Origin of the sequence: Crenobacter oryzisoli (assembly GCF_030385785.1) — a bacterium.
Lineage (GTDB): Bacteria > Pseudomonadota > Gammaproteobacteria > Burkholderiales > Chromobacteriaceae > Crenobacter_A > Crenobacter_A oryzisoli.
This window is the reverse complement of sequence record NZ_JAUEDK010000061.1, coordinates 1-23,981: the sequence shown is the minus strand read 5'-3', so window position 1 is coordinate 23,981 and position 23,981 is coordinate 1. Positions and strand designations below refer to the sequence as shown.

The following is a 23,981-nucleotide window of genomic DNA, read 5'->3' as shown; positions in this document are numbered from 1 at the left end:
CCGGGGTGATGGATGAGGCGGAACACGACGTGCTGGCACACCTGGACTTCCCGGCGGCGCATCGGGTGAAGATTCACTCGACCAATACGCTGGAACGACTGAACAAGGAAATCAAACGCCGCGCCAACGTCGTCGGGATCTTCCCGAACGAGGGGAGCATTCGCCGGCTGATCGGCGCGGTGCTGATGGAGCAGAACGAAGAATGGCAGCTGCAGCACCGCTATATGCCGCAGCACACCATGGCGGAGCCTGCAGAGGGCTTGCCTGACAACGCCCAGCTACTGGGCGTGTAAACCTGGAAAACCGGACCGGAGTTCTGGCCTGAAATTTACACCACCTTGACGGACGTTATCGTTAAACGTCGAAAGCAGTGGCATTGGGTAGCCGTTGAGGGGCTGGCATTTGTTGGCCTCTTCAATCTTGTCGGACCTTATCTGCCGGTATTGGAGCTGCAAACCCGCTGGATTACCTACACCCTAGCGGGCCTCGTTTCTATGTCCTTACGAGCACAGATGGAGCACGGGCTGAGACGTGTCGAGCTATGAGGGCGCGTACCCAGCAACCGGTGTTGCATCAACTTGCGATCTCTCTTGCACACCACTCAGGGGTGGAGCCTGACTTGAAGCGCTGGCCTCACCTGGAACGCGCTCTGTTGTTCGGGCCGCTAACGCCCGTTTCGTTCCGATTGCAAGGCGTCGATCGTCTGGATGACGCACCCGCACGAACGCTGGCTGCAGCGGAGGCCTTCGGAGCGATAAGCGGTGCGACCTTTACGCCTGAAGAGTTGCCCCTTCGAAGCCTAGTTGTTGGTAACCGCCCATCCCTCGCTGTCGGATAGCCCGTTAAGGGTGCCCGGGGTCACAGGCCAGCGGGCTGAATCTGGTAGGTCATCCTGGGGCCCCTCGGATTACTGGTGCAGCAGCGGGTACAAAGCCAGCCCTATCACGGCGGCGCCCAGCACGATCACTGGTTCTTGCAGCTTCTTGAACTTCCACAACAGGACGGCCGAGACTACAGCCAGCAGCGCGGTCGTGATGTCGATGATCGAGCGCTGCGCAATCACGATCACCGACCCGGCAATCGCGCCGACCGCCGCCGCCGTCACGCCGTCGACGAAGGCCAGGATCGCGGGCAACTTGCCATATTTCTTGAAGTACGGTGCCGGCAGCACCGTGAACAGGTAGCACGGCAGGAACGTTCCCAAGGCAGCGAGGCAGGCGCCCTTCACGCCGGCGATCAGGTAGCCGATGAAGCCAACGGTGATCACGACCGGCCCCGGTGTGATCATCGCCACCGCGACCGCGTCGACAAATTGCTTGTCGTTCAGCCACTGGTGCTCGGTCACCACGCCGCCGTACAGGAACGGTACGATCGCAAGCCCGGAACCAAACACGAACGCGCCGGCCTTGGTAAAGAACAGCAGGATCTGCGTCAAGGTGCCCCAGTCTTGGGTGGCCGCCAGCGCCACATGCGGCAGCTGTGTCGGGGCCAACGCAGCCAAATGGCCAGAACCGAAGCGCGGCTTGCAACGCACCACCCAACTGAGGACGCCGGCGGCCAGGAACAGCCAGGCGATTTCCGACTGGGTGATCACGGTGACAGCCACCAGCGTCAGGAAGATCGCCCACTTCAACTTGTCCTTGCCTACGCTCTTGGTGGTGAGCTTGTGCGCACTGATCGCGACGATGCCGAGCACTGCGGCGCCAACGCCGTAGAACACTGCCTGCATCCACTCCAGCCCGCCGTAGCTGACATACGCCCAACCGAGCCCGAGCACCATCAAGAACGAGGGCAACACGAAGGCGAGCCCGACCAGCGTGGCACCGAGCAGGCGGTAATGCACGTAACCAAGGTAAATCGCAGTTTGGGCGGCCAGCGGCCCTGGCGCGAGCTGCGCCAGGGCCAGGCCTTCCTTGTAGTCAGACTCGCTGATCCAGCCGTGCCGCTCCACCAGGTCGCGATGCATATAGCCGACCAAGGCCACCGGCCCGCCAAAGCCGAAGGTGCCGAGACGCAGGAAGTACAGCACCAACTGCCACAGGCTGTAGCTAGGGTGCGTACTGATTGGGGCGGTCTTGCTCATACTGTTCACATGGAACTCCTGATCTTTGTTGGACGGCCTCAGGCCGAGCCCTGGTAGTGGGTGTAGAGCGAATCCAGCACGCCGCTAATGTCGGCGAGCAACTGGTCGTCGTCGGGAATCCGGCTACGTGCACCGCCGAGTACGGCCTCGAAGCCGACGGCCTCAGGCACCACGCCGCCACCGACATCCAGTGCATGCACCATCGTGCCGAGTCGAAGTAGCGCGGTGTCTTGATCCAGACCGAAACTCGCCAGCAACACCTCGAACGTCACCCGCTCGCCAACGTGGGTAAAGCTCGCACCGTCGAAGTCGAAACCCAGTGCCTCGGCCGGACAGGCATGTATATTGGTCAGCCAGACGAAGCGGGCCTCCGGGTCGATAAAGCGGCGGATCAGCCAGGCCGAGGCGATGCGATCCACCCAAGGCCGGGCCCGGGTAGCCCACAGCCGTTGCCGATACGCGGCCGGGGCGAGGCGTGGAATGTCGCCGCCCATCGCCAGCGGCTCATCCGGCGAGTAGTAGCGGGTCAGCCGCTTCTCACCGTCATTGCAGCGCCGACGGGCCTGGTCCAGTGGCTCGCCGGCAAAGAAATCGATGGCAGCGATCGCTTCCAGCTCCTTGCGCAGCTGGCGCAGGTTGCGCCGGGCCTCGCTCTCCGCCTCCGGCAACTGCTCCAACAATGCGGCTAGCGATTCGCCCCACTGCTGGTAGGCCTCGCTCCGGTCGAACAGCGCCAGCCACTCCGTCTGCAAGGCCTGATCGTCTTCCATCACCTGCAGCACATAAGCCTGGCCATCCGCCGCCAGCAGCTCATCGCGCAAGTTGGTCAGCGATTGACGCAGCTCAGGTCGGGCCGGCAGCAGGTAAACGCCGTCGCGCAGCGCGGCAGCACCGATCGCCTTCATTTGGCGCCACAGCCGTACGCGCAGGCTGCTGTTTTGCCCAGTCACGCTGGTGACCAGGACGAGCCAGTGAATCAGAGTCATTACGCCTCCTTTGGAATGAACATTACACCACCTGAAATGGCATCAATATTACGATTTATGTAAAGATTATTGCGTTATTGGTTGATGGGGACGAAACGATGGGGGAGTAACGTTGCGGGGTCTGTCGTCAGTTCCGCGTAAAGACACCGTTCCAGCCGCAGCCTCAAGATGAAGCACTATGAAAAAAAACCAGCCCTCGGGCCGGTTCTTGAGCTCGATATAGCGAGGACGGTTTTAGGCACCCTCGCTGAAAAAAAGACATAATAATGCGAAAAAATAGGCATTCTCTAAAATAAATCACCCTAGTTATGGGGCGCACGGTTCGCCTTCCCTCAAAATCTAGACGACCGGTCTATTTGAAATTAGGATAGGCACATTGCGCCAGAGGAGCCCGCCAGACAGGCTCCTTCGCTGAACCCCGCCCTCGCCCCTGGAGCCCACCATGATTCCGTTTTCCCTGCTCGACCTCTCCCCCATCCTCAAGGGCGGCACTGCGGCCGAAGCGCTTCGTAACACCCGCGATCTGGCGCAGCATGCCGAGCGCTGGGGCTATCAGCGCTACTGGCTGGCCGAGCACCACAATATGACCGGCATCGCCAGCGCGGCGACCGCTGTGGTCATGGCCGACGTGCTGGCCGCGACGTCGACGATCCGGGTCGGCTCGGGCGGCATCATGCTGCCTAACCACGCTCCGCTGGTCGTCGCCGAACAGTTCGGCACGCTGGAGTCCCTGCACCCCGGGCGGGTCGACTTGGGACTGGGTCGGGCGCCGGGCACTGACCCGCGCACCACGCGCGCGCTGCGCCGCAATCTGATCGACAGCGCCGACACCTTCCCCGATGACGTGCAGGAGCTACAGTCGTACTTCCAGCCAGCCCTGCCGGACCAGCCCGTCCGCGCGGTACCGGGAGCCGGCCTGAACGTGCCGATCTGGCTATTGGGCTCGAGCCTGTTCAGCGCACAGCTCGCTGCAAAACTCAGCCTGCCGTTCGCGTTTGCGTCGCATTTCGCGCCGACCTATCTGCAACAGGCCCTGCACCTCTATCGCACTCAGTTCACTCCGTCTGCGGCACTCGACCGCCCGTATGCGATGGTCGCGGTCAATGTGTTTGCCGCCGACGACGAGCGTGAAGCCTGGCGGCTGTTCACCTCGAAGCAGCAGCAGTCCCTCGGCTTGATCCGCGGCACGCCCGGCCCACTCAACCCGCCGGTCGACGACATGACGCCGCTGTGGTCGCCATCGGAACAGGCACGGGTGGAGCACTCGCTCGCCTGCTCGGTGGTGGGGACGGCCGATACCGTTCGCGACGGACTGGCCCGTCTTGCCGACGAAACGGCAGCCGACGAGTTGATCATCACCGCCCAGATCTACGACCACACCGCGCGCTTGCGCTCGTTCGAGATCACCGCCGGGCTGCGCGACACCATCGCGGCTCCCCGCACGCTCCAGTTCGAGGAGGCCGAATAACGCCCCTCCCTCCGCCGGCGCCCTAGGCGCCGGCGTCACATTGATGGACTGACAATGTAGTCGGGCAGGTGCAGCCGCAGGAAGTTGTCGCGGGCCAGGCTTTCATACCCCGGGTGCCAGACCAGGCCAACCTGCCAGCCCGCCTCTTCGCCCGTGGCATCGATCAAGCACACGCCGAGTGGCACGATCGCCTGCACGCTTTGCGGCACCGGCGTCACTCCGATGCAGGCTGCCAGCACAGTCAGACTATCGTTCGCCCCCTGAATTACCGTCGGCTGCAGCCCGTGGTGGGAGCACAGTCGGTTGATCCGGCCGGCCAGGCCCCCGATGGCGCTTCAACGCCACCATCGGCAGGCGGGCCAGGTCGGCCACGCTAATTGGACGCTCCAATTCGGCCACCTTTGACCCACCACGATGACCAGCCGGTTGAATAGAAGGGTGTGTCCAAGCAAAGGCTCGGCCACCGGAAGCCGCAGGAAACCCACTTGCAGCCAGCCCGACAGCAGGTGCTCGACCTGCTCACTCGAGGCCATGTCCTCCAGGCTCACCTCCACATCAGGTTGATCAGCGGCGGCACTGGCAACTGGACACGCTTTCTCTGGCAAGACAGTGAGGTCCATGTGTTTGCCGATCGCGCCCGCTCGCTCGGCGTGGCCGACGAACAGCTACTGATCGAACCCTGTGCTGGCAATTTCGCCGAAAATATCGCCTACACCCGGCTGCTTTGTCCCGACATTGGTTGCGCCTCCTTCGTCAACAAGCCCAATTCGATCCGCCGCGTGCAGCTAACGCTGCCTGTCCAGTGGCCGGAGCTCGACGCCATGGTCAACGCCCCCAACTTTGTATTTCCGCACGGGGGCTCCAACCAGATCGGCGTGCTCGGTCTGATCGACGAGATGGTCGGCGATGTGCACCGTATCCTGCGCTATCCCGAACTGGGGTTTCAGGTGCCGCTGACCGTCTCTGACGAGGTGCTCCGCCCGTGGCACGAACAGATCCGGCAAGGCTTCGACCGCCATCTACGGCCAAGCCAGCCGGTCCTCGTCGATGACACAAGCACAGCGAATTGACCGCCTTTCGATGCCACGTTTAGCGTGACGACATCCTTAAAAACACTGGCAATGGCCGGTAAAAGACCTATGATCGGAGCACGTCGCCGCGGCGTGATCCAGTGGCGACCCAACGCGGGCCAACGCCTGCGTCAGCATCACGGGAGCGGGCAGTCCTTGTCTGCCCAGCCAAAAGGAGACCGATTATGGCTAAGGGTCAATTGCGCGGTAACCGTGAACCGAAGAAACCCAAGAAGCAAAAGCTTGTGGTTCCTCCGGGCCAGCAGACCATCATGCACCCGAAACCCGGCGAACCGCCGAAATCAAAACACTAGCGTCGTAGACGCCCGATACAAAGCCGGCACTGCCGGCTTTTGTCATACTGGCGGTAGCCGCATCGTGAAAAGGAAGGCACAGGATGGCCGTCGCCGATCACACCATCTCGATTCCGCGTACGGTCTGGGTGTTGGGCTTTGTCAGCCTGAGCATGGATCTGTCGTCGGAGCTGATTCACAGCCTGTTGCCCATCTTCATGGTGAGCACGCTCGGGATCAGCATGCTGACACTAGGGGTGATCGAAGGCATTGCCGAGGCCACCGCGCTGATCGCAAAGGTGTTCTCCGGCATGGTCAGCGACCTGATCCGACGCCGCAAGGTTCTGTTGCTGCTAGGCTATGGTCTGGCCGCGCTGACCAAGCCGCTTTTCCCCATGGCGCATTCGGCCGATACGGTGTTTACGGCACGGTTTCTCGACCGTATCGGCAAGGGAATACGGGGGGCACCGCGCGATGCGCTGGTCGCCGACGTGGCGCCACCGGCCATCCGGGGCACCTGCTTCGGGTTGCGCCAGTCGATGGATACGGTCGGCGCCGTACTCGGCCCGCTGGCAGCGATCCTGTTGCTGTATCTGCTGAACAGCAATATCCAGCGGGTGCTTTGGTTCGCCGTGCTGCCCGCCGCCGTGACCATGCTGCTGCTGTGGTTCGGCATACGTGAAACGGCCCCATCGGAGCCTGCGGCTACCCACCGTTTCCCGATCCGCCGGGCGCTGTTGAACCGTCTCGCGCCGGCCTATTGGTACGTGGTGGCGCTTGGTGCCATTTTCACGCTGGCACGGTTCAGCGAGGCGTTTTTGGTGCTGCGTGCGCAGCAGATGGGGCTGCCGACACTGTGGATTCCGCTGGTGATGGTGGTGATGTCGTTGCTCTACACCGTCTCAGCGTATCCGGCCGGCTGGCTGTCCGACCGGCTCAGCCGCGTCGCCCTATTGGGAGCCAGCCTGGTGATGCTGATCGGCGCCGACCTTCTGTTGGCACAGGCCACTGATACACCGATGCTGATGGCTGGGGTGGCACTATGGGGGCTGCACATGGGCTTTAGCCAAGGCCTGCTTGCCACGTTGGTCGCCGACACCTCGCCTGCGGAGCTCAAGGGCACCGCGTTCGGCCTGTTCAACATGGTCAGCGGGCTGGCGATGCTGTGCGCCAGCGTGATCGCCGGGTGGCTATGGCAGAAGCACGGTTCGGTGGCGACGTTCTACGTCGGTGCCGTGTTTGCCGGACTCAGCTTGCTGGTGCTGCTTTTCCGCCCGATGCCGGCCCGCTGACTAGCGGTCGAACAGTCCCGCGATCATCCGGCTGAAGCCAACTGGATCCTCAAGCATCATCATGTGACCGACACCCGGCATCACTGTGACGCTCGCCGCAGCACTCAGCGCCCAGTCCGACACATCCCAGCCGGGGCGCGAACGCTCTCCCGCCACGAGGTGCACCGGCGTCCTAGCGAACACCCGGCGCAGAATCTGCGAGTATTCCGGCACCCCGGTCGCCTCAACCACCGCGCGGCCCATCGCCCGCACCGTCGCCCCGCCCTGGCAGGCCAGCCATCGCCGTGCTTCGACCAAGTTTTCCTCCGTCGCTTCCACTTCGGAGCGTGCCAGCCATGCCGCCGGATCGGTGCGAAAACCGTCGATCAACGCGTCGACTTCGGCCACCGGCTGCTTCGCCACCGATGCCGACCAGAATGCATCGTTCAGGGTGAAGTTGCCCTCGACGTTAACCACCGCCGCCACCCTGTCCGGATGACGATCGGCCAGCAGCATCGCGATCGCCCCACCGACCGAGTGGCCGAGCAAGGCCACAGGGCCATCGGTTTCTTTGCCAATCAACTCGGCCAGATAATCGACCTGGTCGGACAGGCTCGCCGGGAGCCGCTCGGCCTGCCGACCGTACCCGAGCAAATCGGGGGCAATCATCAGATAAGGGGACAACGACTTGGCCACTTGCAGGCTGTTCAGCGTACCTATTAGGCCGTGGATCAGTACGAGCGATACAGGCTGCGTCATGCTCAGGCCTTTCTGGTCAAACCATCATTGCCAAATAGCTCCATCCCCAACTCCTCCACTTCTATCAAATGCTCCCCATCATGGTGGTGCAGGTCGTAAGCCAATTCCTCCAGCGTGATGCGGGTGATGCCACCGAATAGGCCGATCCGATGCCGCACGGTTTCATCCAGCCCGCGCAGCAATTCGACCAATGCCTGCCGGCCGGAAGCGAACACCGTCAGCGCCTCGGGCAAGGACTCGCGATGGTAGTCACGCTCGGCGGCCCAGACCTGGCCGTTGACACGCTGCAACGTCGGTGCAGACTCGGCCAGCATCGATTGGAAGCGGATCAGGTAAGCGTCGCGGTCTAGGTCGCGCAGGTGACAGACATGCTCGAGCAAGGAGAAGCCCGGCACCGCGGGGCGCAGGCGGACCAACTCGTCCGAAAAGGCCTTCGCCCGTTCAGCCAGCGTCTGCGGCATCGCAGAGAGTGCCTCGAGCAGATCGGGCCAGGACAGCCGTACCGGCTGCGCCGTCCAGACTGCCCCGTAAGTGAAATACCCGCCCGGCACTCTGCCCCGTGGCCGCAGCACATCGTGATGCTGGCGACGCATCACCTCGGCAACCATCGCACCGCAGAATTGCCGGGCGATGTCGTCATCGGTGACTTCGGGAAACAGTGTGCGCAGGTCGTGAACGATGGCAGCCACGGCCGGCACTTCGACACGTGACAGCGCAGCGTATTCGAGATAGCGCTCCGGACTATCGATCATTTTTTCGAGCTGGGTCCCGAGGGGGGTCAGGCGGAAGCTATTGAATCGCGAGTGCATGCCGACAACCTTAACAATTCTTTTTGTAACGTCACATTTTGAATTGTTACATGCCATAAACAGCACTTCAAGGACTGAGCGCCGCGGTGAAGCCTCGCATAGTGACCCTAGCCATGTTTCTACCGTTGTTTGCGCAAGCGCACGGCAATACAACGTGAGAACGGTTTGTTGACGACTTTGAATGGTTAAAACCACTGCACAAGAAGGGGTAAGCGTCTATAACGGCATAGGCTTAAGAGATGGGGATAGATTATGACTTCCGAACGGCAAGAAAAACTTCTCGAAGTGATCAAAGGGAGGCGCTCAGTTCGCTCCTATACGGCCGAAGATATCGACAAGGCCACCATCATGCGGCTGCTCGACGCTGCAATTCATGCACCGAACGCGCTCAATGAACAGGTATGGAGCTTTGCCGTGGTGCAGGACCGGGCATGGCTCAAGCAGTTGTCAGACAAGGCCAAACCGCTGTTCTATGCCGAGGCCAGCCAGAAACATCTTGATCGTGGAGACAGTCACGCACTGGACATCTTTACCAACCCGGATTTCAACGTGTTCTACAACGCCGGGACGCTGATTCTTATTTGCTCGGACAAACAAGGTCCGTTTGTTCAAGCCGACTGTTGGCTGGCAGCAGAAAATCTAATGCTGGCAGCCTATGTCCTCGGGCTGGGCAGCTGCATCATTGGCTCCGCACTCGAGGCGCTAAACCTGCCTGAGAGCAAGGCGGACATTGGCTTGACGAAGGAAATGACGGTCGTAGTGCCAATCATTCTTGGCATACCTAGTGGCGAGACTGCGGCAAGCTCCCGTCGCAATGTTGAAGTGTCAGCCTGGCGCTCCAGCTAAGAGCTACTAACAAAACCCAGCGAAGTGGTCTTGGCTAGGTCGGCCTCAGACAGTACAAACAGTACGGCAAGGCCGCATAAGTTATGCGGCTCTATGAGCCAGCGGTTTCCAATAGGCAGGCAGGAAAATACGCCGACGCGGCGTATTTTTAAAAAATCAGTATCCCCTGCGCTTTTCGACGATGGAGCCAAGCGATGGAAACCGCTGTAAAACTGGCAATAGCCGCCCATGCCGATCGCGAAATCGTGATAATGCGCACCTTTGACGCCCCACCCCGCTTGGTGTTCGACGCCTGGACAAAGCCCGAACTACTGAAACGCTGGCTGACGGGGCCTTCGGGTTGGACGATGGTGGTCTGCGAAGTCGACCTGCAGATCGGGGGAAGCTACCGCTTTATCTGGCGCCAGGATGTCGACGGCACCGAGATTGGCAACCACGGCGTATACCGCGAGATCGTACCGGCTGAGCGGCTCGTGTGTACCGAGCTGTTCGACGACCCCTGGTACCCCGGTGAATCGCTGATCAGCACAACGCTGGCCAAACAGGACGGCAAGACCGTTTACACCTGCACGCTGCGCTACGAATCACGCCAAGCCCGCGACCTCGTTCTCGACTCGCCGATGGAGGGTGGCGTGGCGCAGAGCTACAACAGGCTGGATGAACTATTGGCGACACTACGGGCCGACTCAGGCGCGACAGACGGGGCCTGAATACGGCGTTCAATCACAGAACGCCACATTCGAATCCGATGCGGCGGTGCATTGCGTCTTGCAGACCACGCCCTCGCGAAACTCTCTATCAGCACGCGACTAGGCCCACCCACTCTACTCAAGCGAACGGCTGGGGCTTATCGCTTACTCCAGAAGAGCCATTCGCGGCCGGCTCATCCGACGTCCCGTCCGCAGCTGTCTGCAATAGGTCGGGACGAGTCTTCAGCCTGTCTCGAACGAAATCGATGTGCACCCGCAACGCGTAGAGAAGATCGCCAAACGCTGCCGGCACGACGGTTTTGCTGACGGTAATTTCGATGCGGTCCAAGTGACGCAACAGCTCCTCGCGCTTCTTGGTATCGCCGGGGTATTTGAACGTTTCGCTTTCGATGTCGAGCAGCACCCTGTACCACCGGTTGATGCTCGACTGGACACGCCAACGGTATATGGCCGGCGCCATCTTGAGCGCCGGAATCAGGAACAGCCCCAGCGGCACGATGACAGCGAGTGCGCGTGCAACCAAGCCGGCCAGCCAGAAGGGAAAGGTGCGGTAGAGAAAACTCTTGCCTGAGCTGTAGTAGCGGCTAGCATCGGGGCTGAGACGGATCTCATGCGCCACCGGCGTGGGAAACTCGCCACGCTTCTTGAAAATGCCGGGCGTGCCGTGCACCTCGCGCGCGGCGTCCAACAGCAAGTCGGAGAGCGCCGGATGCAAGCCGTCCCGGGCGACCAGCTCGACCGTTGGCGCGACCAGGAAGGTGTTGTCGGCCGGGATGTTCTTACCGAAGTCGAGCGCCCCCATCGGCAGCTCGAGCTTGTTCAGGTAGCTGATTCGGCGTGTATAGCCGTCAGCCTGGGTGAAATTGAAGAGATGGATGTCCGGCGTGTGCAGCAGTTGGCGCAGCAAGGCGGTGGACGTCGAGTCCCCCATCACGAATATCGCGTCGATGCGATTGTCGAGCAAGGCCTTGACCGAGTCGCCCCCATTCATCGAATTGACAAATACCGTGTCGCCGCCCGGCTCGATGCCATTGAGCTTGAGCAGCGCCAATGCCAGCGTGTGGGTGCCGCTGCCTTCCGGTCCGATGTCCAAATGCTGTCCCTTGAAACTCGACAGCAGCTCCCGGGGTGCGCCACGGTAAAAGACCATTAGCGGCTGGTACGAAATGCTCCCCAGCGACATCAGCTTGCTGGTATCCACCCCACCGGCTTCGCCGCCCAGTACGAAGCCCACATCGACGGCCACCTTGGGGTCGGACAATTTCTTCAAATTGTCTATCGAGCCCTCCGACTGCAGGATCTTCACCTTGACGCCCTCTCGGGCCAGGATCTTTTTGTATTTCTCCGCGGTGTTTTGAAAAACACTGCCTTTGGGCCCGCTGGTGATCGTAATAGTGGTCGGCGCGGTGGAGTTGATAAAGAGGAGCACTGTAAAAGCGGTGGACAGGCCGACGGCCAGGATCACGGCCATGGACACGACCAGACCCCGTCCGAAGAGCGCGGTCAGTTTTTCTACCGCCCTCGCAAGGAAAATTCTTGGGGCTATCACGGCTATCCTCCTGCACCAGTCCAAAAGCACAGTCGCATTCGCCAGCCCCCTGATGCGCAATGACTCTGCCGGGCTGTCGATCGACGGTTCTCAGATTGTGCCATGGCTGAGCGGCGGATTCACCGCCGCTACGTGCCTATGACAAGGCTCACAGCACGATGACACGCTCCTGCTCGGCAGACTGCTGCGCGGCCTCGATCACCCGCATCACCGCCAACGCCTGTTCGGGTAGCACCGGGTTGGCGCACTTGCCGAGTAATGCGTCGCGCAGTTGTTCGTAATACGCCTGCTGGCAACCACGCGGTACAGCCAGCTCATGCACGCTGCCGTCCGAGCCGTCGTAGAATCGCGCCGGCTCCTCGTCAACGCCCCACTCTGCCTCGCCCGGCAGCAGCCCCGCCAGCAGCTGGCGCTCCTGTATGTCGGCCGAGTGTTTGACAAGGCTGCCGCGGCTGCCGTGCACGGTAAAGCGCGACGAGCCGCCGGCGACCAACATCGATGCATGCAGCACCACGCGACGCTGACCGTAGTCGAGCAGCACATGCGCCCAGTCGACCGCCTGCGCCCCGGCGCGCTGCCGCGCCAGTTGCGCCGACACCGCGCAAGGTTGGCCGAACAGCTGCAACGTCTGGTCGACTAGGTGCGGGCCGAGATCAAACCACACCCCGCCGCCGGGCACCGCGCTCTCGCGCCAGCGCTCGCGCACCTGCGGGCGGTAGCGGTCGATGTGCGATTCGAAGTGCACCACCTCACCGAGCAAGCCCTCGTCGATCGCAGTCTTCACCGCCAGGAAGTCGCTGTCCCAGCGTCGGTTGTGGAACACCGACAGCAGGCGTTTCTGCTGCGCTGCCAATTCGGCCACGCCCTGCGCCTCGGCAAGATCCAGCGCAAACGGCTTGTCGATCACCACATCCTTGCCGGCCAATAGCGCCTGGCGCGCCAACGGTGCATGGGTGTCGTTGGGGGTGGCGATGACTACGAGGTCGACATCCGGATGCAGCAGCGCCTGTTCGGACGGTAGCACGGCCACGCCCGGCAGCGCGGCGCGGACGTCGTCGGGCCGGCTTGAGCCGACCAGCGTCAGGTGCAGGCCTGAAGTAGCCTGGATCAAAGGCGCGTGGAAAACGCGGCCGGCGTAGCCGAAACCGATCAGGGCGACACGGATCATCGTTTGCTCGCTATTGCGGGAAAGAAAAGACGGCAAGGGGGCCGATTCGGGGCCAACCTTGCCGGTGGAGAGAACCTGTCAAAAAAAGCCGTTGGGCCGCCGGCATGCCAGTACGCACTGCCGGCGAGGCCCGATCAGGACAGCGCCACATTCAGCGCGGCCGATACCCCATACATCGCCGGATAGGCAGTGGTGATCACGTAGACCGGGATGCCGGCGAGGTAGCCGGAAAAGCGCCCCTTGTCTTCGAAACGGGTACGGAACGGCGAATGGGCGAAGTAGTCACCCAAGCGCGGCACGATCCCGCCGCCGATGTAAACGCCGCCACGCGCGCCGAGCATCAGCGCCAGATTGGATGCCGCCGTACCGAGAATGGCGCAGAATACGTCGAGCGTTTCACGACAACGGGGACAATCGCCGGAAAGCCCACGATCGGTGATGTCGGCCGCCGATAGCGAATCGCCAGTTTCGCCTGCCTGGTACTGCAGTGCCTCGTAAATCAGCTCCAGGCCTGGGCCGGACAGCAGCCGCTCGGTCGAGACGTGGCTGTACTTGGTGCAGGCGTAACGCCAGATCGCCATCTCACGTTCGTCGAACGGAGCGAAGCTGGCATGCCCCCCCTCGCCAGACAGCGGCACGTAACCGTTACCATTACCGTTGCCGGTCGGTACCAGACCCGACATGCCAAGACCGGTACCAGGGCCGAGCAACGCCAGTGGCGAGCCGACCCAGGGCTCGGCCCCGCCCACCTTGATGAGCTCGCGCTCCGGCAGGTGCGGCAAGGCCAGCGCCAGCGCGGTGAAGTCGTTGATAACGATCAGCCTCTCCAAGCCCAGCGCCAGGCGGGTTGCCTCGATCGAGAACGCCCAGTGATGGTTGGTCATCTGCACCCAGTCACCGACCACCGGGTTGGCGATACCGATCGCAGCGTACGCCACCTGGGCGACGCCTGCCTTGGCGTAATAGGCACGGATCGCCAGCTCCAGCGACGGAAAGTCGCGACAAGAAACGGTGGTGACCTGCTCCCATTGGCCCGGGGCGGTTTCCAGAGCGAAGCGGGCATTGGTGCCACCGATGTCGGCCAACAGCCGGGGGTAGCGCGAGGAAAGCTCGATAGACATCGCGGAAGTCCTTATCGGATGCATTCAGCGGCGCGACGAGCGGTGAGCGCTCGCCGGCAACGTGACAAAGAGGCGCCAAGGCGCATCGGGGAAAGCGGCCAAGTGAGCTTGGCCGAAGGCCGGGCGTCCGACGGCGGTGATAAACCGCGTCGTAGTCTCATCTCAACGCAAGCCGCGTCGTGACGACTGCCGGATCGCGGCAGGTCGAAGAGAACCGCGTTTGACCGCCATCCAGGTCAACGAGACCAACGCCACGCCGATCAGGGCGAGGCGACCGAGCAACATCATCGTGTCTATCGTGAACATCCTGTCTTTCTCCTGGCTGGCGGCCATGCAGTGCCGCTCGAAATTTGTAGTAATATTACCATCAAAATCGAGATTGGCCAGTGTCCGACAAGTGGCAATGCCTTTAATGGCAACCAACTAGTTACGCGTGCAGATATTTCTTTGTTGCAATTGCATTTTTTTGTGTAGTAAAAATACATGACGGTTCGGCAAGCTGCACACCGACGACGAACGGCCCACGGGCACCACCAGCCACCTTGCACGACACTCGAGAGACGCGATGAACACGACCCAGGCACTACACGAGCTGTTCCCCCGCCACGACGCCATCCCGGCCGACTGCCAGATCCTTGCCCCCATTCACCAGCGCACCCTGCTGGTCAATGGTGAACTGAAAATGTGGCGCGGCGAAGTACGCCAGGTGCGCTCCCCGGTGTATGTGACTAACGAGGAAGGGATCCAGGCCCCGGTTGAGATCGGCAGCTACCCGATCACCGGCAAGGCCGAGGCCGACGAGGCGCTCGCCGCCGCCGTGGCCGCTTACGACAACGGACGCGGTCGCTGGCCGACCATGTCAGTGGCCGAGCGCATCGCCTGCGTCGAGGAATTCACCCGCCAGATCCTCGCCAAGCGCCGCGAAATCGTGAACCTGATCATGTGGGAGATCGGCAAGAGCCAAGCCGACTCCGAGAAGGAATTCGACCGCACCATCGTCTACATCCGCGACACCATCGACGCGCTGAAGAAGCTCGACAACGACAACTCGCGCTTCCAGATCGTCGAGGGCACCATCGGCCAAATCCGACGCTCGCCGCTGGGCATCACGCTGTGCATGGGGCCGTACAACTACCCGCTGAACGAAACATTCACCACACTGATCCCCGCGCTGATCATGGGCAACGTCGTGCTGTTCAAGCCGCCGCGCTTCGGCACCCTGTTGTTCTACCCGATGCTCGAAGCATTCCGCAGCGCCTTCCCGGCCGGCGTGATCAACACCATCTACGGCAAGGGCTCGGAGCTGGTGCCGTACCTGATGGGCAGCGGCAAGATCAACGTACTGGCGCTGATCGGCTCCAGCCGCGTCGCCGACCAGCTGAAAAAAGCTCACCCGAAATCGAACCGCCTGCGCGCGGTACTCGGCCTCGACGCCAAGAACGCCGCCATCATCCTGCCGGATGCCGACCTCGATCTGGCGGTGAAGGAATGCATCGCGGGCTCGCTGTCGTTCAACGGCCAGCGCTGTACCGCAATCAAGATGATCCTGGTGCACCAGTCGGTGGCCGAGCAGTTCTTGCGTCGTTTCGCCGACGCGGTCAACGCGCTGAAGATCGGCATGCCGTGGGAAAAAGGCGTGATGATCACCCCCCTGCCCGACCTGGAAAAATGCGCCTACCTCACCGAGTGCATCGAGGACGCCAAGGCTCAGGGCGCCAAGGTGATCAATGAGGGCGGCGGCACGGTGGTCGAAACACTGTTCAAGCCGGCTGTGGTGTTCCCGGTCAAGGAAGGCATGAAGCTCTACCGCGAGGAGCAGTTCGGCCCGGTGGTACCGATTGCGCCGTTCGAGGACATCGAGGACGCACTCGACTACATCATCACCTCCGACTACGGTCAGCAGGTCAGCCTGTTCGGCACCGACCCGCACCAGATCGCCGCACTGGTCGACCCGCTCGTCAACCAGGTGTGCCGCGTCAACCTGAACTGCCAGTGCCAGCGCGGGCCGGACGTATTCCCGTTCGCCGGCCGCAAGGATTCGGCTGAGGGCACGCTGTCTGTGCACGACGCACTGCGCGCCTTCTCGATCCGCTCGATGGTGGCCGCCAAGCAGACCGACGCCAGCAAGAAGCTGCTCGACGCGCTGGTGCTGTCCAACGAGTCCAATTTCATCAACACCCGGTTCATCCTGTAAGCGACTGAGTTGGGCCGCCCTCTCGGGGGCGGCCGTTTTTTCACACTCAGCACACCGACAATCTAGAGCCGCTAGCAAGCCCACCACCAGACAGCGCAACCATGCTGGGAGGTCTTGCTAGCGGCTCTACACGAAGCCGCGGCCAGCCAATCCGACCAAGCCGCGGCGAGGGCCATCTGCCATGTACAAACTGGTATTGCTGCGCCACGGCGAGTCCGTCTGGAACCTGGAAAACCGCTTCACTGGCTGGACCAACGTCGAGCTGACCGAACAAGGTCGTACCGAAGCACGCCGCGCCGGGCAGCAACTGCGCGAGGCCGGCTTTGCCTTCGACATCGCCTATACCTCGGTACTCAAGCGCGCGAACCACACGCTGTGGCTTGCGCTTGCCGAGCTCGACCGCGAGTGGATCCAGGTCGAACACAGCTGGCGGCTGAACGAGCGCCACTACGGTGCACTGCAAGGGCTCAACAAGGCTGAGACAGCCGCCGAATACGGCGAAGCGCAGGTGATCGCATGGCGCCGCTCCTACGACGTACCGCCCCCGCCGCTTGCGGACGGCGACGAGCGCCTTGCGATCGGCGACGCACGCTACGCCGACCTGGCTCCGGGCGAGTTCCCACGCGCCGAATGCTTGAAGGACACCGTCGAACGCTTCCTACCGTACTGGCACGACACCATCGCGCCAACGATCCGCGCGGGCAAGAGCACACTGATCGTCGCGCATGGCAACAGCCTGCGCGCGCTGGTCAAATATCTAGACGACCTCAGCGACGAGGCGATCGTCGACCTGAACATCCCGACCGGCATCCCTCTGGTCTACGAACTCGACGCGGAGCTCAAGCCCACCGCGCACTATTACCTCGGCGACGAGGCGGCCATCGCCGAAGCGATTGCAGGCGTGGCCAAACAGGGGCGAGCTGCTTAAGCAAAATCGCCTATACCCATGTTGTAACCGGCGGCCCAAACACACAAATAAACGGCCGCATCGCACACACGGAGAGAGACCATGTCCAGTGGGACTGTCGCACAACACAACTACACCAAGCCGTTGACGGTACTGACTTCGCTGTTCTTCATGTGGGGTCTGATCACTTCGCTGAACGACATCCTGATCCCGCACCTGAAGGCGGTGTTCACGCTCAGCTACGTTCAGGCCGCGCTGATTCAGTTCAGCTTCTTTACCGCCTATTTCGTCATGTCGTTCCCGTCCGGCTACCTCGTCGAGAAGGTCGGCTACAAGCGCGGCATCATCATCGGCCTGTTGGTGGCTGCCCTCGGCTGCCTGCTGTTCTACCCAGCCGCCGGCACCCGCTCCTACCCGTTCTTCCTCGGCGCGCTGTTCATCCTCGCCTCGGGCATCACGCTCCTGCAGGTAGCGGCCAACCCGTATGTGACGATCCTGGGCAAGCCGGAAACCGCGTCGAGCCGCCTGAATCTGACTCAGGCGTTCAACTCGCTCGGTACTGCGGTCGGCCCCCTACTCGGCTCGCTGCTGATCCTCGGCGTGGCAGTCAAATCGTCCACTGAGATCGCCGCACTGTCGCCGACTGACCAGCTCGCCTACGCCGCGAGCGAAGCCGCGTCGGTGCAGCACCCGTACCTGATCCTGGCCGGCCTGCTAGGCTTGCTCGCCGTGGCGATCGGCCTGTTCAAGCTGCCGAAGATTCAAGAGACCCACCAAGCCGAAGCAGTCGACGCGCTGCCGGCCAAGCACAGCGTGTGGGCGTACAAGCACCTGGTGCTCGGTGCGATCGGCATCTTCGTCTACGTCGGCGCAGAGGTGTCGATCGGAAGCTTCATGATCAGCCTGATGGCGCAGCCGCAGATCGCCGGTCTTGCAGCAGATGTCGCCGGCAAATACCTGGCACTGTACTGGACCGGCGCGATGGTCGGCCGCTTCATCGGCGGCGTACTGATGCGCAAGATCGCCCCGGGCAAGATGCTGGCGTTCAACGCGCTGGTGAACGTGGCGCTGATCACCACGGCCATCGTGGTTGGCGGCCATGTCGCAATGTGGTCGCTGCTGCTGATCGGCTTCTTCAACTCGATCATGTTCCCGACCATCTTCTCGCTGGCACTGCACGGCCTCGGCAAGTACACTTCCGAAGGCTCGGGCGTGCTGTGCATGGCGATCGTCGGCGGCGCGCTGGTACCAGTGATCCATGCCTTCTTCGCCGACCGCATCGGCCTGTTGCCGTCCTTCATCATCCCGCTGCTGTGCTATGTGTACATCGCCTTCTACGGCGCCAAGGGCCACCGCGCCGACTTGGAAGCGGCTCCGACCAAGGGGCTGCAGAAGGCCGCCTAAGCGACCACAGCACAAAAAAGCCCGACCTATGGTCGGGCTTTTTTATTGCCCTCCACCGGCTCAGTTTCCCAGGATGTCTGCATCCTTTGCGCATCACGCGGCTCGCGCCAGAGCAAGAAGTACGCGAGCACCGTGCGCCACTTGGGAAACCCTTCAGGCTGCATGAGCCACTGGCAGCCACTCCGGAGCAGGTGATGCAGCACCGTCTGCCAGCTGAACAAGCGTCCCACCACAAGGCTCAGGACGCATTCAGCTGACGGCGATTGGCTATAGTGATACCTACCTCAAAGCAAGCTAGGGGATGCTGATGGCTACACTCGTCCCGGTTTGTGGCAAGTCATTCGATGGTGTCGCCGACACACCCTCCGCCCCCGCCGAAACCCTCGTCGAGAACGACATCATCGTTGAATTGGCACCGTCCGTGAGCCATCCGGCTGATGAGTCAATCATTGACCTCTCCGACCGCATGGTCACACCAGGCTTCACCGATACCCACCTCCACCACTGCATCGACAGCCTCAATCTCAAATGGCAAACGCTCCCGCGAACCGGAAAGGCCAACGAACGCTCTTCGCGATGCGTGATATCGCTGCGACCGCAACCGTGGATTTTGTCATGAGGGTTGGCCGCGTTTACCTGCATGGACCAGGTGACATCGTGCAATAGATCGGGTCACCACCCTGCCCATCTTCCAGGAGAAGCAAATGACCCCGTTAGTGACCGCGCTGGATACTTCCTTGACGGCACTGCTTCCTGAACTGGAAGCCATCTACAAGGACTTGCATCGTCATCCGGAACTATCGATGCAGGAAGAGCGCACAGCCAAGATAGCTGCGGATTATCTCGATGCCCATGGCTTCGAAGTGACACGGGCGGTTGGCGGCACGGGGGTCGTCGGCTTACTACACAATGGCACCGGCCCGACGGTACTGCTGCGGGCCGATATGGATGCACTGCCCGTCACCGAAGCCACGGGGCTGCCTTATGCCAGCACCGCGACAGCCAAGGACGAAGACGGTCGCGAGGTTGGCGTATCGCATGCCTGCGGCCACGATCTGCACGTAACGTGGTTGATGGGAGCCGCCCGCCTGCTTTCGCAACACCGCGACCTATGGAAAGGCACGGTGCTCGTGGTCTTTCAGCCCGGAGAAGAAGTGGGGCGTGGTGCGGCAGCCATGATGGATGATGGAATGGTCACGCGCTTCCCCAAGCCGGACATCATCCTCGGCCAGCACGTGATGGTTGGCGCTGCCGGCACCGTCGGTTATCGAAGCGGAACAATCCTGTCGGCAGGTGATAGCCTGAAAGTCCAGCTGTTCGGGCGCGGTTCTCACGGTTCCCAACCGCAGACATCGATAGATCCGGTCATCATGGCAGCGTCCACCACGCTTCGGCTGCAAACTATCGTCTCTCGTGAGATCGGCCCACTCGACAGCGCAGTACTGACCGTCGGTGCGCTACAGGCCGGCACCAAGGAAAACATCATTCCTGACGATGCGACGCTCAAACTGAATATTCGCACCTACGATGAGACCGTGCGCGACCATGTGCTGTCCGCCGTCAAACGAATCTGCTGCGCCGAATCCACCGCTTCGAATGCACCGCGCGAGCCGGAGTTCACGACGCTAAACAGTTACCCACTGACCCAGAACGACGCGGCGGCGACAGCCCGCGTGACACAAGCCTTCATGGCACAGTTTGGCGAGCGCGCCCTCGAAGTCAAACCGAAATCGGCCAGCGAAGACTTCAGCATCTTTGGCCGACGCTGGGGCGCACCCTACGTGTTCTGGTTCGTGGGCGGCACCGATGCCAAAGTCTATGCCGAAGCCAAGGCAAACCAGCAGCTAAATACGATTCCCAGCAATCACTCACCCCAATTTGCCCCCATCCTCGATCCGACATTGAAAACCGGCCTGCAAGCGATGCTGGCTGCTGCCTCCGCCTGGCTCTGCGAAGAGTCCCAGCGAGAATGAGCGAGCACCTGCTCTTCACGCTGCTGGATATCGCTGGGACGTTTGTCTTTGCATTGAGCGGCGCGGTCGCAGCCAAGCAGCGCAATCTGGACCTGTTCGGCATCGTCACCATTGCATTCACGGTGGCCTGTGGCGGCGGACTGATCCGTGACCTTTGCATCGGCGTCACACCACCAGCAAGCCTGTCCAGTTGGCCGTATTTGATGGTGTCGGCCATCGCCGCGCTGGTAGTCATTGGAGCATACCGCCTGGTCGTACGGCTCAAGCAGCCCGTGCTGTTTTTTGACGCGCTGGGCCTAGGGCTGTTTGCCGCTGCCGGCGCACACAAGGCGCTGCTCCATGTACATAGCGCCGAAGTCGCGATTCTGCTCGGGATGATTACGGGAGTTGGCGGAGGCGTGATGCGAGACGTACTGCTCAATCGCGTTCCATTGATCCTGCAAAAAGAAATCTACGCTTCAGCGGCTCTGCTTGGTGCGACGTTCGAAGTTGTCGGCGAACTCCAGAATTGGTCGACACAGTGGGTGCCATGGGTCGCCATTGGATTGTGCTATGGCTTGCGCTACCTGGCTCTCCAATACCACTGGAATCTGCCTACGTTCGCCACCGCTGGCGATGACGTGACACCACCATCAGAATGACAGGCGCCGGATTGCCGCCAACAAGGGCCACCGACATCCGACCAGTTCTCGATCTCATCTGAGGCGCCGTGAGGCCAACCTCGAAGGGGCATCCCCCATACCATTAACAATGCCCAAAAAAGTATTAAACATACCCAAAAAATGATATTGAAGAGGCTGTTATTCACGCATAGAGTTTGCTCCAGTACCAGATAGGTCCTGCAGAAACTTTGGATTACATCAAGAAAAGAGCTCTGGTTGGGAATACAGCGTGACATTAAGAGCACGCACCGCAACAGCATCGCGTTGGCTGGATGCTGCATGTGCACATAACTCTAGTCACTGAAGTCGACACTAACGCCGGTCAATGAGGAGGAAAAGGCACTTCATGGAAAGGCGTCAGGCAGTGGCAATAAACGAAATGCTGCACTGCTCGCCACGGGGTTTTATGCTCTTCGCTTGCATGCTCAAGCAACTCAAAAGTTGGGCCGAACTCTTCGCGCAACTGCTCGGGAGCATAGCGGGTCACGGGCAAGCGCAATACCTACTACGACGCCAAACAGCACGACGATCAGCATGACGTCCTCGCTGCATGCGCCTTGGCCTGATGGCGGCGTTCGAGCACCTCGAACAGTGCCATGCCGAACAGCATGGCCAGCACAAACAGCACGCCCTTGCCTTCACCCGCACCGACCAAGACGAGGGCCGGGCCCGGGCAAATGCCGGCCAGTCCCCAGCCGATACCGAACAGCACGCTGCCCAGCATTAGGCGGCGGTCGATCTTGCGGTTGCTTGGCAGTTGCATCGGCAGGCCAAGCAGTGAACGCGTGCGCCGCTTGGCCAGCGTGAAGGCACCGAGTCCAAGCGCAATTGCGCCTCCCATCACCAGCGCCAGCGACGGGTCCCAGGCGCCAGCCAGATCGAGAAATCCAAGCACCTTGGCTGGGTTGGCCATGCCGGCCAGGATCAACCCCACGCCGAACAGCAGTCCGGCCAGCCAGGAAAACAGTACGGCCATCATTTTCTCTCCTTAGGCAATCAGATGACGCACGATAAAGACCGTCGCAAAGCCGCTCGCCATGAACGCGAGCGTCGCGACCAGCGAGCGTGGCGACAGCCGCGACAGGCCACACACGCCATGGCCGCTGGTACAGCCGGCACCGTAGCGGGTGCCAAGCCCCACCAGCACCCCGGCCACGATCAGTAGCGTGATGCTGGCGTCGATTCGGCGTGCAGGCAGAACGGCAACCAGCGAGTACGCCAGTGGTGCCAGCACGAGGCCGAACACAAAAGCAAGGCGCCAACCCACCTCGCCCCGACTGGGGCGCAGCAAGCCGCCGACAATGCCGCTGATGCCGGCAATGCGGCCGTTACACAGCACAAACAACGCTGCGGCCAGGCCAATCAGCAATCCGCCGGCGAGCGACGTCCACGGGGTGAAATGACTCCAGTCGATATGCATAGTGGGTTCCTTAATCTTTCGGGCAAAACAGCGCGTACAAGGTGCCAAGCAGGGCGAGCACCTTGTCGTCGGCGACCGCATAGAAGATACGCTTGCCCTCGCGCCGGGTGCTGACCAGCCCTTCGTTGCGCAACACGCCAAGCTGCTGCGACAGCGTCGGCTGATGAATCCCCAGTAATGCTTCCAGCTCGCTGACCGAGCGCTCGCCCTGACTGAGCTGGCAGAGCAACAACAGGCGGTCCGCGTGGGCGAGGGTTCGCAGCAATGCGGTCGCATCACCGGCCGCGGCACGCAGCCGGTCGATGGCAATGACTGGGGCGGTAGGGGTCATTGGTGCGTCCTGTTGATCGAGATCAATTTCATTATATTTGCAGACATTATGTTTATCAATATAATGAAATCACCCCATCAGGAGAGCAGAGCATGCAAGGCCAGATCGAAAGCTTCTACGACCCGACTACCGGAACCGTGACTCACATTGTGTTCGACCAGCGCGGCGGGCATGCCGCCGTGATTGACCCGGTGCTCGACTATGACCCCAAGTCAGGACGTACGCGCACCGCTTCGGCCGACCAAGTGCTCTCCTATCTGCAAGCCAATGCGCTGTCTTTGGCATGGATCCTCGAGACGCATGCCCATGCCGATCATTTGTCGGCGGCGCGTTACCTGAAACAGCAGGCCGGGGGGCACATCGCCATCGGCGCACATATCCGTGAGGTCCAGCAGGTATTCAAGCAGCTGTTCAATCTCGAGGCCGGTTTTCTGCCGGACGGTTCACAGTTTGACCATCTGTTCGAAAACGGAGAGACATTTGCCATTGGCGCCCTGGAAGCTAAGGCCTGGTACGTTCCCGGCCATACCCCGGCCGATATGGCCTATCAGCTTGGTGACGCGGTGTTTGTCGGCGATACCCTGTTCATGCCCGATGTCGGCACCGCGCGCTGCGATTTTCCCGGCGGCGATGCACACCTCCTCTATCGTTCGATCCGCGCCCTGCTGAATTTGCCCGAGCAGACACGGCTGTTCATGTGCCACGACTATCCGCCGAACGGACGGGCGCCGGCCTGGGTCAGCACGGTGGCAGAGCAGCGCCGCAATAACATTCACATCCATGATGGGATCACTGAAGCCATGTTTGTGGGCATGCGTCAGGCGCGCGACGCTACGCTCGACATGCCGGCACTGATCCTGCCTTCGGTGCAGATCAATATCCGTGCCGGAGCCCTGCCGCCGGCCGAAGCCAACGGGGTGTCCTATTTGAAGATTCCGCTCAACGCCCTATGAGGGC

General features: G+C 61.5%; 25 protein-coding genes. 13 read left to right on the top strand and 12 right to left on the bottom strand.

Annotation, left to right across the window (positions count from 1 at the left end; all coding sequences use genetic code 11):
• Positions 1-293, top strand: a 293-nt coding sequence (locus QU481_RS21010; protein WP_289831971.1) for a transposase, incomplete at its 5' end; no start/stop codon positions are given.
• A 614-nt stretch (positions 294-907) separates the two neighbouring features.
• On the opposite strand, the gene QU481_RS21005 is transcribed toward QU481_RS21010, so the two are convergent.
• Complete coding sequence (locus QU481_RS21005) at positions 908-2,083, bottom strand: chromate transporter (protein ID WP_289831970.1); 1,176 nt, start codon at positions 2,081-2,083, stop codon at positions 908-910.
• A 38-nt stretch (positions 2,084-2,121) separates the two neighbouring features.
• A complete protein-coding gene (locus tag QU481_RS21000) occupies positions 2,122-3,069 on the bottom strand; it encodes a chromate resistance protein ChrB domain-containing protein (RefSeq protein ID WP_289831969.1) in 948 nt (315 codons plus the stop codon).
• 442 nt (positions 3,070-3,511) lie between these two features.
• On the opposite strand from QU481_RS21000, the gene QU481_RS20995 reads away from it, so the two are divergent.
• Positions 3,512-4,537, top strand: coding sequence for an LLM class flavin-dependent oxidoreductase (locus QU481_RS20995; protein WP_289831968.1), 1,026 nt, complete (start codon positions 3,512-3,514; stop codon positions 4,535-4,537).
• A gap of 35 nt (positions 4,538-4,572) precedes the next feature.
• On the opposite strand, the gene QU481_RS20990 is transcribed toward QU481_RS20995, so the two are convergent.
• Positions 4,573-4,776: a type 2 periplasmic-binding domain-containing protein gene (locus QU481_RS20990; protein WP_289831967.1), complete on the bottom strand. Its 204-nt coding sequence runs from the start codon at positions 4,774-4,776 to the stop codon at positions 4,573-4,575.
• A gap of 246 nt (positions 4,777-5,022) precedes the next feature.
• Here QU481_RS20990 and QU481_RS20985 point away from each other — a divergent pair, with 246 nt between their 5' ends.
• Complete coding sequence (locus QU481_RS20985) at positions 5,023-5,607, top strand: YdcF family protein (protein WP_289831966.1); 585 nt, start codon at positions 5,023-5,025, stop codon at positions 5,605-5,607.
• 397 nt (positions 5,608-6,004) lie between these two features.
• Positions 6,005-7,192: an MFS transporter gene (locus QU481_RS20980; protein WP_289831965.1), complete on the top strand. Its 1,188-nt coding sequence runs from the start codon at positions 6,005-6,007 to the stop codon at positions 7,190-7,192.
• On the opposite strand, the gene QU481_RS20975 is transcribed toward QU481_RS20980, so the two are convergent.
• Together QU481_RS20975 and QU481_RS20970 are read right to left on the bottom strand one after the other, a co-directional pair.
• Complete coding sequence (locus QU481_RS20975) at positions 7,193-7,930, bottom strand: alpha/beta fold hydrolase (RefSeq protein WP_289831964.1); 738 nt, start codon at positions 7,928-7,930, stop codon at positions 7,193-7,195. It abuts the gene before it with no gap.
• Between the two features lie 2 nt (positions 7,931-7,932).
• Positions 7,933-8,739, bottom strand: coding sequence for a DinB family protein (locus tag QU481_RS20970; RefSeq protein WP_289831963.1), 807 nt, complete (start codon positions 8,737-8,739; stop codon positions 7,933-7,935).
• Between the two features lie 252 nt (positions 8,740-8,991).
• Here QU481_RS20970 and QU481_RS20965 point away from each other — a divergent pair, with 252 nt between their 5' ends.
• Positions 8,992-9,585 (top strand): nitroreductase family protein, encoded by a 594-nt coding sequence (locus QU481_RS20965; RefSeq protein ID WP_289831962.1) that lies wholly within the window; start codon positions 8,992-8,994, stop codon positions 9,583-9,585.
• Positions 9,586-9,779: 194 nt separating this feature from the next.
• Positions 9,780-10,295, top strand: a complete 516-nt coding sequence (locus QU481_RS20960; protein WP_289831960.1) for an SRPBCC family protein — start codon at positions 9,780-9,782, stop codon at positions 10,293-10,295.
• A gap of 118 nt (positions 10,296-10,413) precedes the next feature.
• Here the strand turns inward: QU481_RS20960 and QU481_RS20955 are convergent, their stop codons facing one another.
• The 4 genes from QU481_RS20955 to QU481_RS20940 form a co-directional block, all read right to left on the bottom strand.
• Complete coding sequence (locus tag QU481_RS20955) at positions 10,414-11,766, bottom strand: TAXI family TRAP transporter solute-binding subunit (protein ID WP_289831958.1); 1,353 nt, start codon at positions 11,764-11,766, stop codon at positions 10,414-10,416.
• 226 nt (positions 11,767-11,992) lie between these two features.
• The gene (locus QU481_RS20950) at positions 11,993-13,012 is read right to left on the bottom strand and encodes an oxidoreductase (protein WP_289831956.1); all 1,020 of its coding nucleotides are present in this window, start codon (positions 13,010-13,012) and stop codon (positions 11,993-11,995) included.
• Positions 13,013-13,146: 134 nt separating this feature from the next.
• Positions 13,147-14,133 (bottom strand): glucokinase, encoded by a 987-nt coding sequence (locus QU481_RS20945; RefSeq protein ID WP_289831955.1) that lies wholly within the window; start codon positions 14,131-14,133, stop codon positions 13,147-13,149.
• A 162-nt stretch (positions 14,134-14,295) separates the two neighbouring features.
• Entirely contained in the window at positions 14,296-14,556 is a 261-nt protein-coding gene (locus tag QU481_RS20940; RefSeq protein WP_289831954.1) for a hypothetical protein, read from the bottom strand.
• Positions 14,557-14,698: 142 nt separating this feature from the next.
• Here QU481_RS20940 and QU481_RS20935 point away from each other — a divergent pair, with 142 nt between their 5' ends.
• The 6 genes from QU481_RS20935 to QU481_RS20905 all read left to right on the top strand — a co-directional run bounded on the left by QU481_RS20935 (position 14,699) and on the right by QU481_RS20905 (position 21,252).
• Positions 14,699-16,327: an NADP-dependent glyceraldehyde-3-phosphate dehydrogenase gene (locus QU481_RS20935; RefSeq protein ID WP_289831952.1), complete on the top strand. Its 1,629-nt coding sequence runs from the start codon at positions 14,699-14,701 to the stop codon at positions 16,325-16,327.
• Between the two features lie 181 nt (positions 16,328-16,508).
• Positions 16,509-17,255, top strand: coding sequence for a 2,3-diphosphoglycerate-dependent phosphoglycerate mutase (gene gpmA, locus QU481_RS20930; protein ID WP_289831951.1), 747 nt, complete (start codon positions 16,509-16,511; stop codon positions 17,253-17,255).
• 81 nt (positions 17,256-17,336) lie between these two features.
• Positions 17,337-18,638, top strand: a complete 1,302-nt coding sequence (gene fucP / locus QU481_RS20925; protein ID WP_289831950.1) for an L-fucose:H+ symporter permease — start codon at positions 17,337-17,339, stop codon at positions 18,636-18,638.
• Positions 18,639-18,945: 307 nt separating this feature from the next.
• Positions 18,946-19,257, top strand: a complete 312-nt coding sequence (locus tag QU481_RS20915; RefSeq protein WP_289831949.1) for a hypothetical protein — start codon at positions 18,946-18,948, stop codon at positions 19,255-19,257.
• 85 nt (positions 19,258-19,342) lie between these two features.
• Positions 19,343-20,611: a M20 family metallopeptidase gene (locus QU481_RS20910; RefSeq protein ID WP_289831948.1), complete on the top strand. Its 1,269-nt coding sequence runs from the start codon at positions 19,343-19,345 to the stop codon at positions 20,609-20,611.
• Positions 20,608-21,252 carry a trimeric intracellular cation channel family protein gene (locus tag QU481_RS20905; protein ID WP_289831946.1) on the top strand — a complete coding sequence of 215 codons (645 nt, stop codon included), beginning with the start codon at positions 20,608-20,610 and terminating at the stop codon, positions 21,250-21,252. Before QU481_RS20910 ends, QU481_RS20905 begins: the two co-directional genes overlap by 4 nt.
• Positions 21,253-21,802: 550 nt before the next feature.
• Here QU481_RS20905 and QU481_RS20900 read toward each other — a convergent pair.
• The 3 genes from QU481_RS20900 to QU481_RS20890 are packed head-to-tail and all read right to left on the bottom strand — an operon-like array spanning position 21,803 to position 23,024.
• Positions 21,803-22,252: a YeeE/YedE family protein gene (locus QU481_RS20900; RefSeq protein ID WP_289829719.1), complete on the bottom strand. Its 450-nt coding sequence runs from the start codon at positions 22,250-22,252 to the stop codon at positions 21,803-21,805.
• Positions 22,253-22,261: 9 nt separating this feature from the next.
• Positions 22,262-22,693 (bottom strand): YeeE/YedE family protein, encoded by a 432-nt coding sequence (locus QU481_RS20895; RefSeq protein ID WP_289829720.1) that lies wholly within the window; start codon positions 22,691-22,693, stop codon positions 22,262-22,264.
• A gap of 10 nt (positions 22,694-22,703) precedes the next feature.
• Positions 22,704-23,024, bottom strand: a complete 321-nt coding sequence (locus tag QU481_RS20890) for an ArsR/SmtB family transcription factor (protein ID WP_289829721.1) — start codon at positions 23,022-23,024, stop codon at positions 22,704-22,706.
• A 2-nt stretch (positions 23,025-23,026) separates the two neighbouring features.
• Here QU481_RS20890 and QU481_RS20885 point away from each other — a divergent pair, with 2 nt between their 5' ends.
• Entirely contained in the window at positions 23,027-23,977 is a 951-nt protein-coding gene (locus tag QU481_RS20885) for an MBL fold metallo-hydrolase (RefSeq protein WP_435382731.1), read from the top strand.
• Positions 23,978-23,981: the final 4 nt, after the last annotated feature.

What these genes read in the sequence shown, in the direction of transcription:
- QU481_RS20935 (WP_289831952.1), top strand. Translation starts at nt 14,699, where the DNA reads ATGAACACGACCCAGGCACTACACGAGCTGTTCCCCCGCCACGACGCC.
- QU481_RS20950 (WP_289831956.1), bottom strand. Translation starts at nt 13,012, where the DNA reads ATGATCCGTGTCGCCCTGATCGGTTTCGGCTACGCCGGCCGCGTTTTC.
- QU481_RS20905 (WP_289831946.1), top strand. Translation starts at nt 20,608, where the DNA reads ATGAGCGAGCACCTGCTCTTCACGCTGCTGGATATCGCTGGGACGTTT.
- QU481_RS21000 (WP_289831969.1), bottom strand. Translation starts at nt 3,069, where the DNA reads ATGACTCTGATTCACTGGCTCGTCCTGGTCACCAGCGTGACTGGGCAA.
- QU481_RS20960 (WP_289831960.1), top strand. Translation starts at nt 9,780, where the DNA reads ATGGAAACCGCTGTAAAACTGGCAATAGCCGCCCATGCCGATCGCGAA.
- QU481_RS21005 (WP_289831970.1), bottom strand. Translation starts at nt 2,083, where the DNA reads ATGAGCAAGACCGCCCCAATCAGTACGCACCCTAGCTACAGCCTGTGG.
- QU481_RS20975 (WP_289831964.1), bottom strand. Translation starts at nt 7,930, where the DNA reads ATGACGCAGCCTGTATCGCTCGTACTGATCCACGGCCTAATAGGTACG.
- fucP (WP_289831950.1), top strand. Translation starts at nt 17,337, where the DNA reads ATGTCCAGTGGGACTGTCGCACAACACAACTACACCAAGCCGTTGACG.
- QU481_RS20945 (WP_289831955.1), bottom strand. Translation starts at nt 14,133, where the DNA reads ATGTCTATCGAGCTTTCCTCGCGCTACCCCCGGCTGTTGGCCGACATC.
- gpmA (WP_289831951.1), top strand. Translation starts at nt 16,509, where the DNA reads ATGTACAAACTGGTATTGCTGCGCCACGGCGAGTCCGTCTGGAACCTG.
- QU481_RS20915 (WP_289831949.1), top strand. Translation starts at nt 18,946, where the DNA reads ATGGCTACACTCGTCCCGGTTTGTGGCAAGTCATTCGATGGTGTCGCC.
- QU481_RS20955 (WP_289831958.1), bottom strand. Translation starts at nt 11,766, where the DNA reads ATGGCCGTGATCCTGGCCGTCGGCCTGTCCACCGCTTTTACAGTGCTC.
- QU481_RS20995 (WP_289831968.1), top strand. Translation starts at nt 3,512, where the DNA reads ATGATTCCGTTTTCCCTGCTCGACCTCTCCCCCATCCTCAAGGGCGGC.
- QU481_RS20895 (WP_289829720.1), bottom strand. Translation starts at nt 22,693, where the DNA reads ATGCATATCGACTGGAGTCATTTCACCCCGTGGACGTCGCTCGCCGGC.
- QU481_RS20900 (WP_289829719.1), bottom strand. Translation starts at nt 22,252, where the DNA reads ATGATGGCCGTACTGTTTTCCTGGCTGGCCGGACTGCTGTTCGGCGTG.
- QU481_RS20980 (WP_289831965.1), top strand. Translation starts at nt 6,005, where the DNA reads ATGGCCGTCGCCGATCACACCATCTCGATTCCGCGTACGGTCTGGGTG.
- QU481_RS20890 (WP_289829721.1), bottom strand. Translation starts at nt 23,024, where the DNA reads ATGACCCCTACCGCCCCAGTCATTGCCATCGACCGGCTGCGTGCCGCG.
- QU481_RS20970 (WP_289831963.1), bottom strand. Translation starts at nt 8,739, where the DNA reads ATGCACTCGCGATTCAATAGCTTCCGCCTGACCCCCCTCGGGACCCAG.
- QU481_RS20965 (WP_289831962.1), top strand. Translation starts at nt 8,992, where the DNA reads ATGACTTCCGAACGGCAAGAAAAACTTCTCGAAGTGATCAAAGGGAGG.
- QU481_RS20910 (WP_289831948.1), top strand. Translation starts at nt 19,343, where the DNA reads ATGACCCCGTTAGTGACCGCGCTGGATACTTCCTTGACGGCACTGCTT.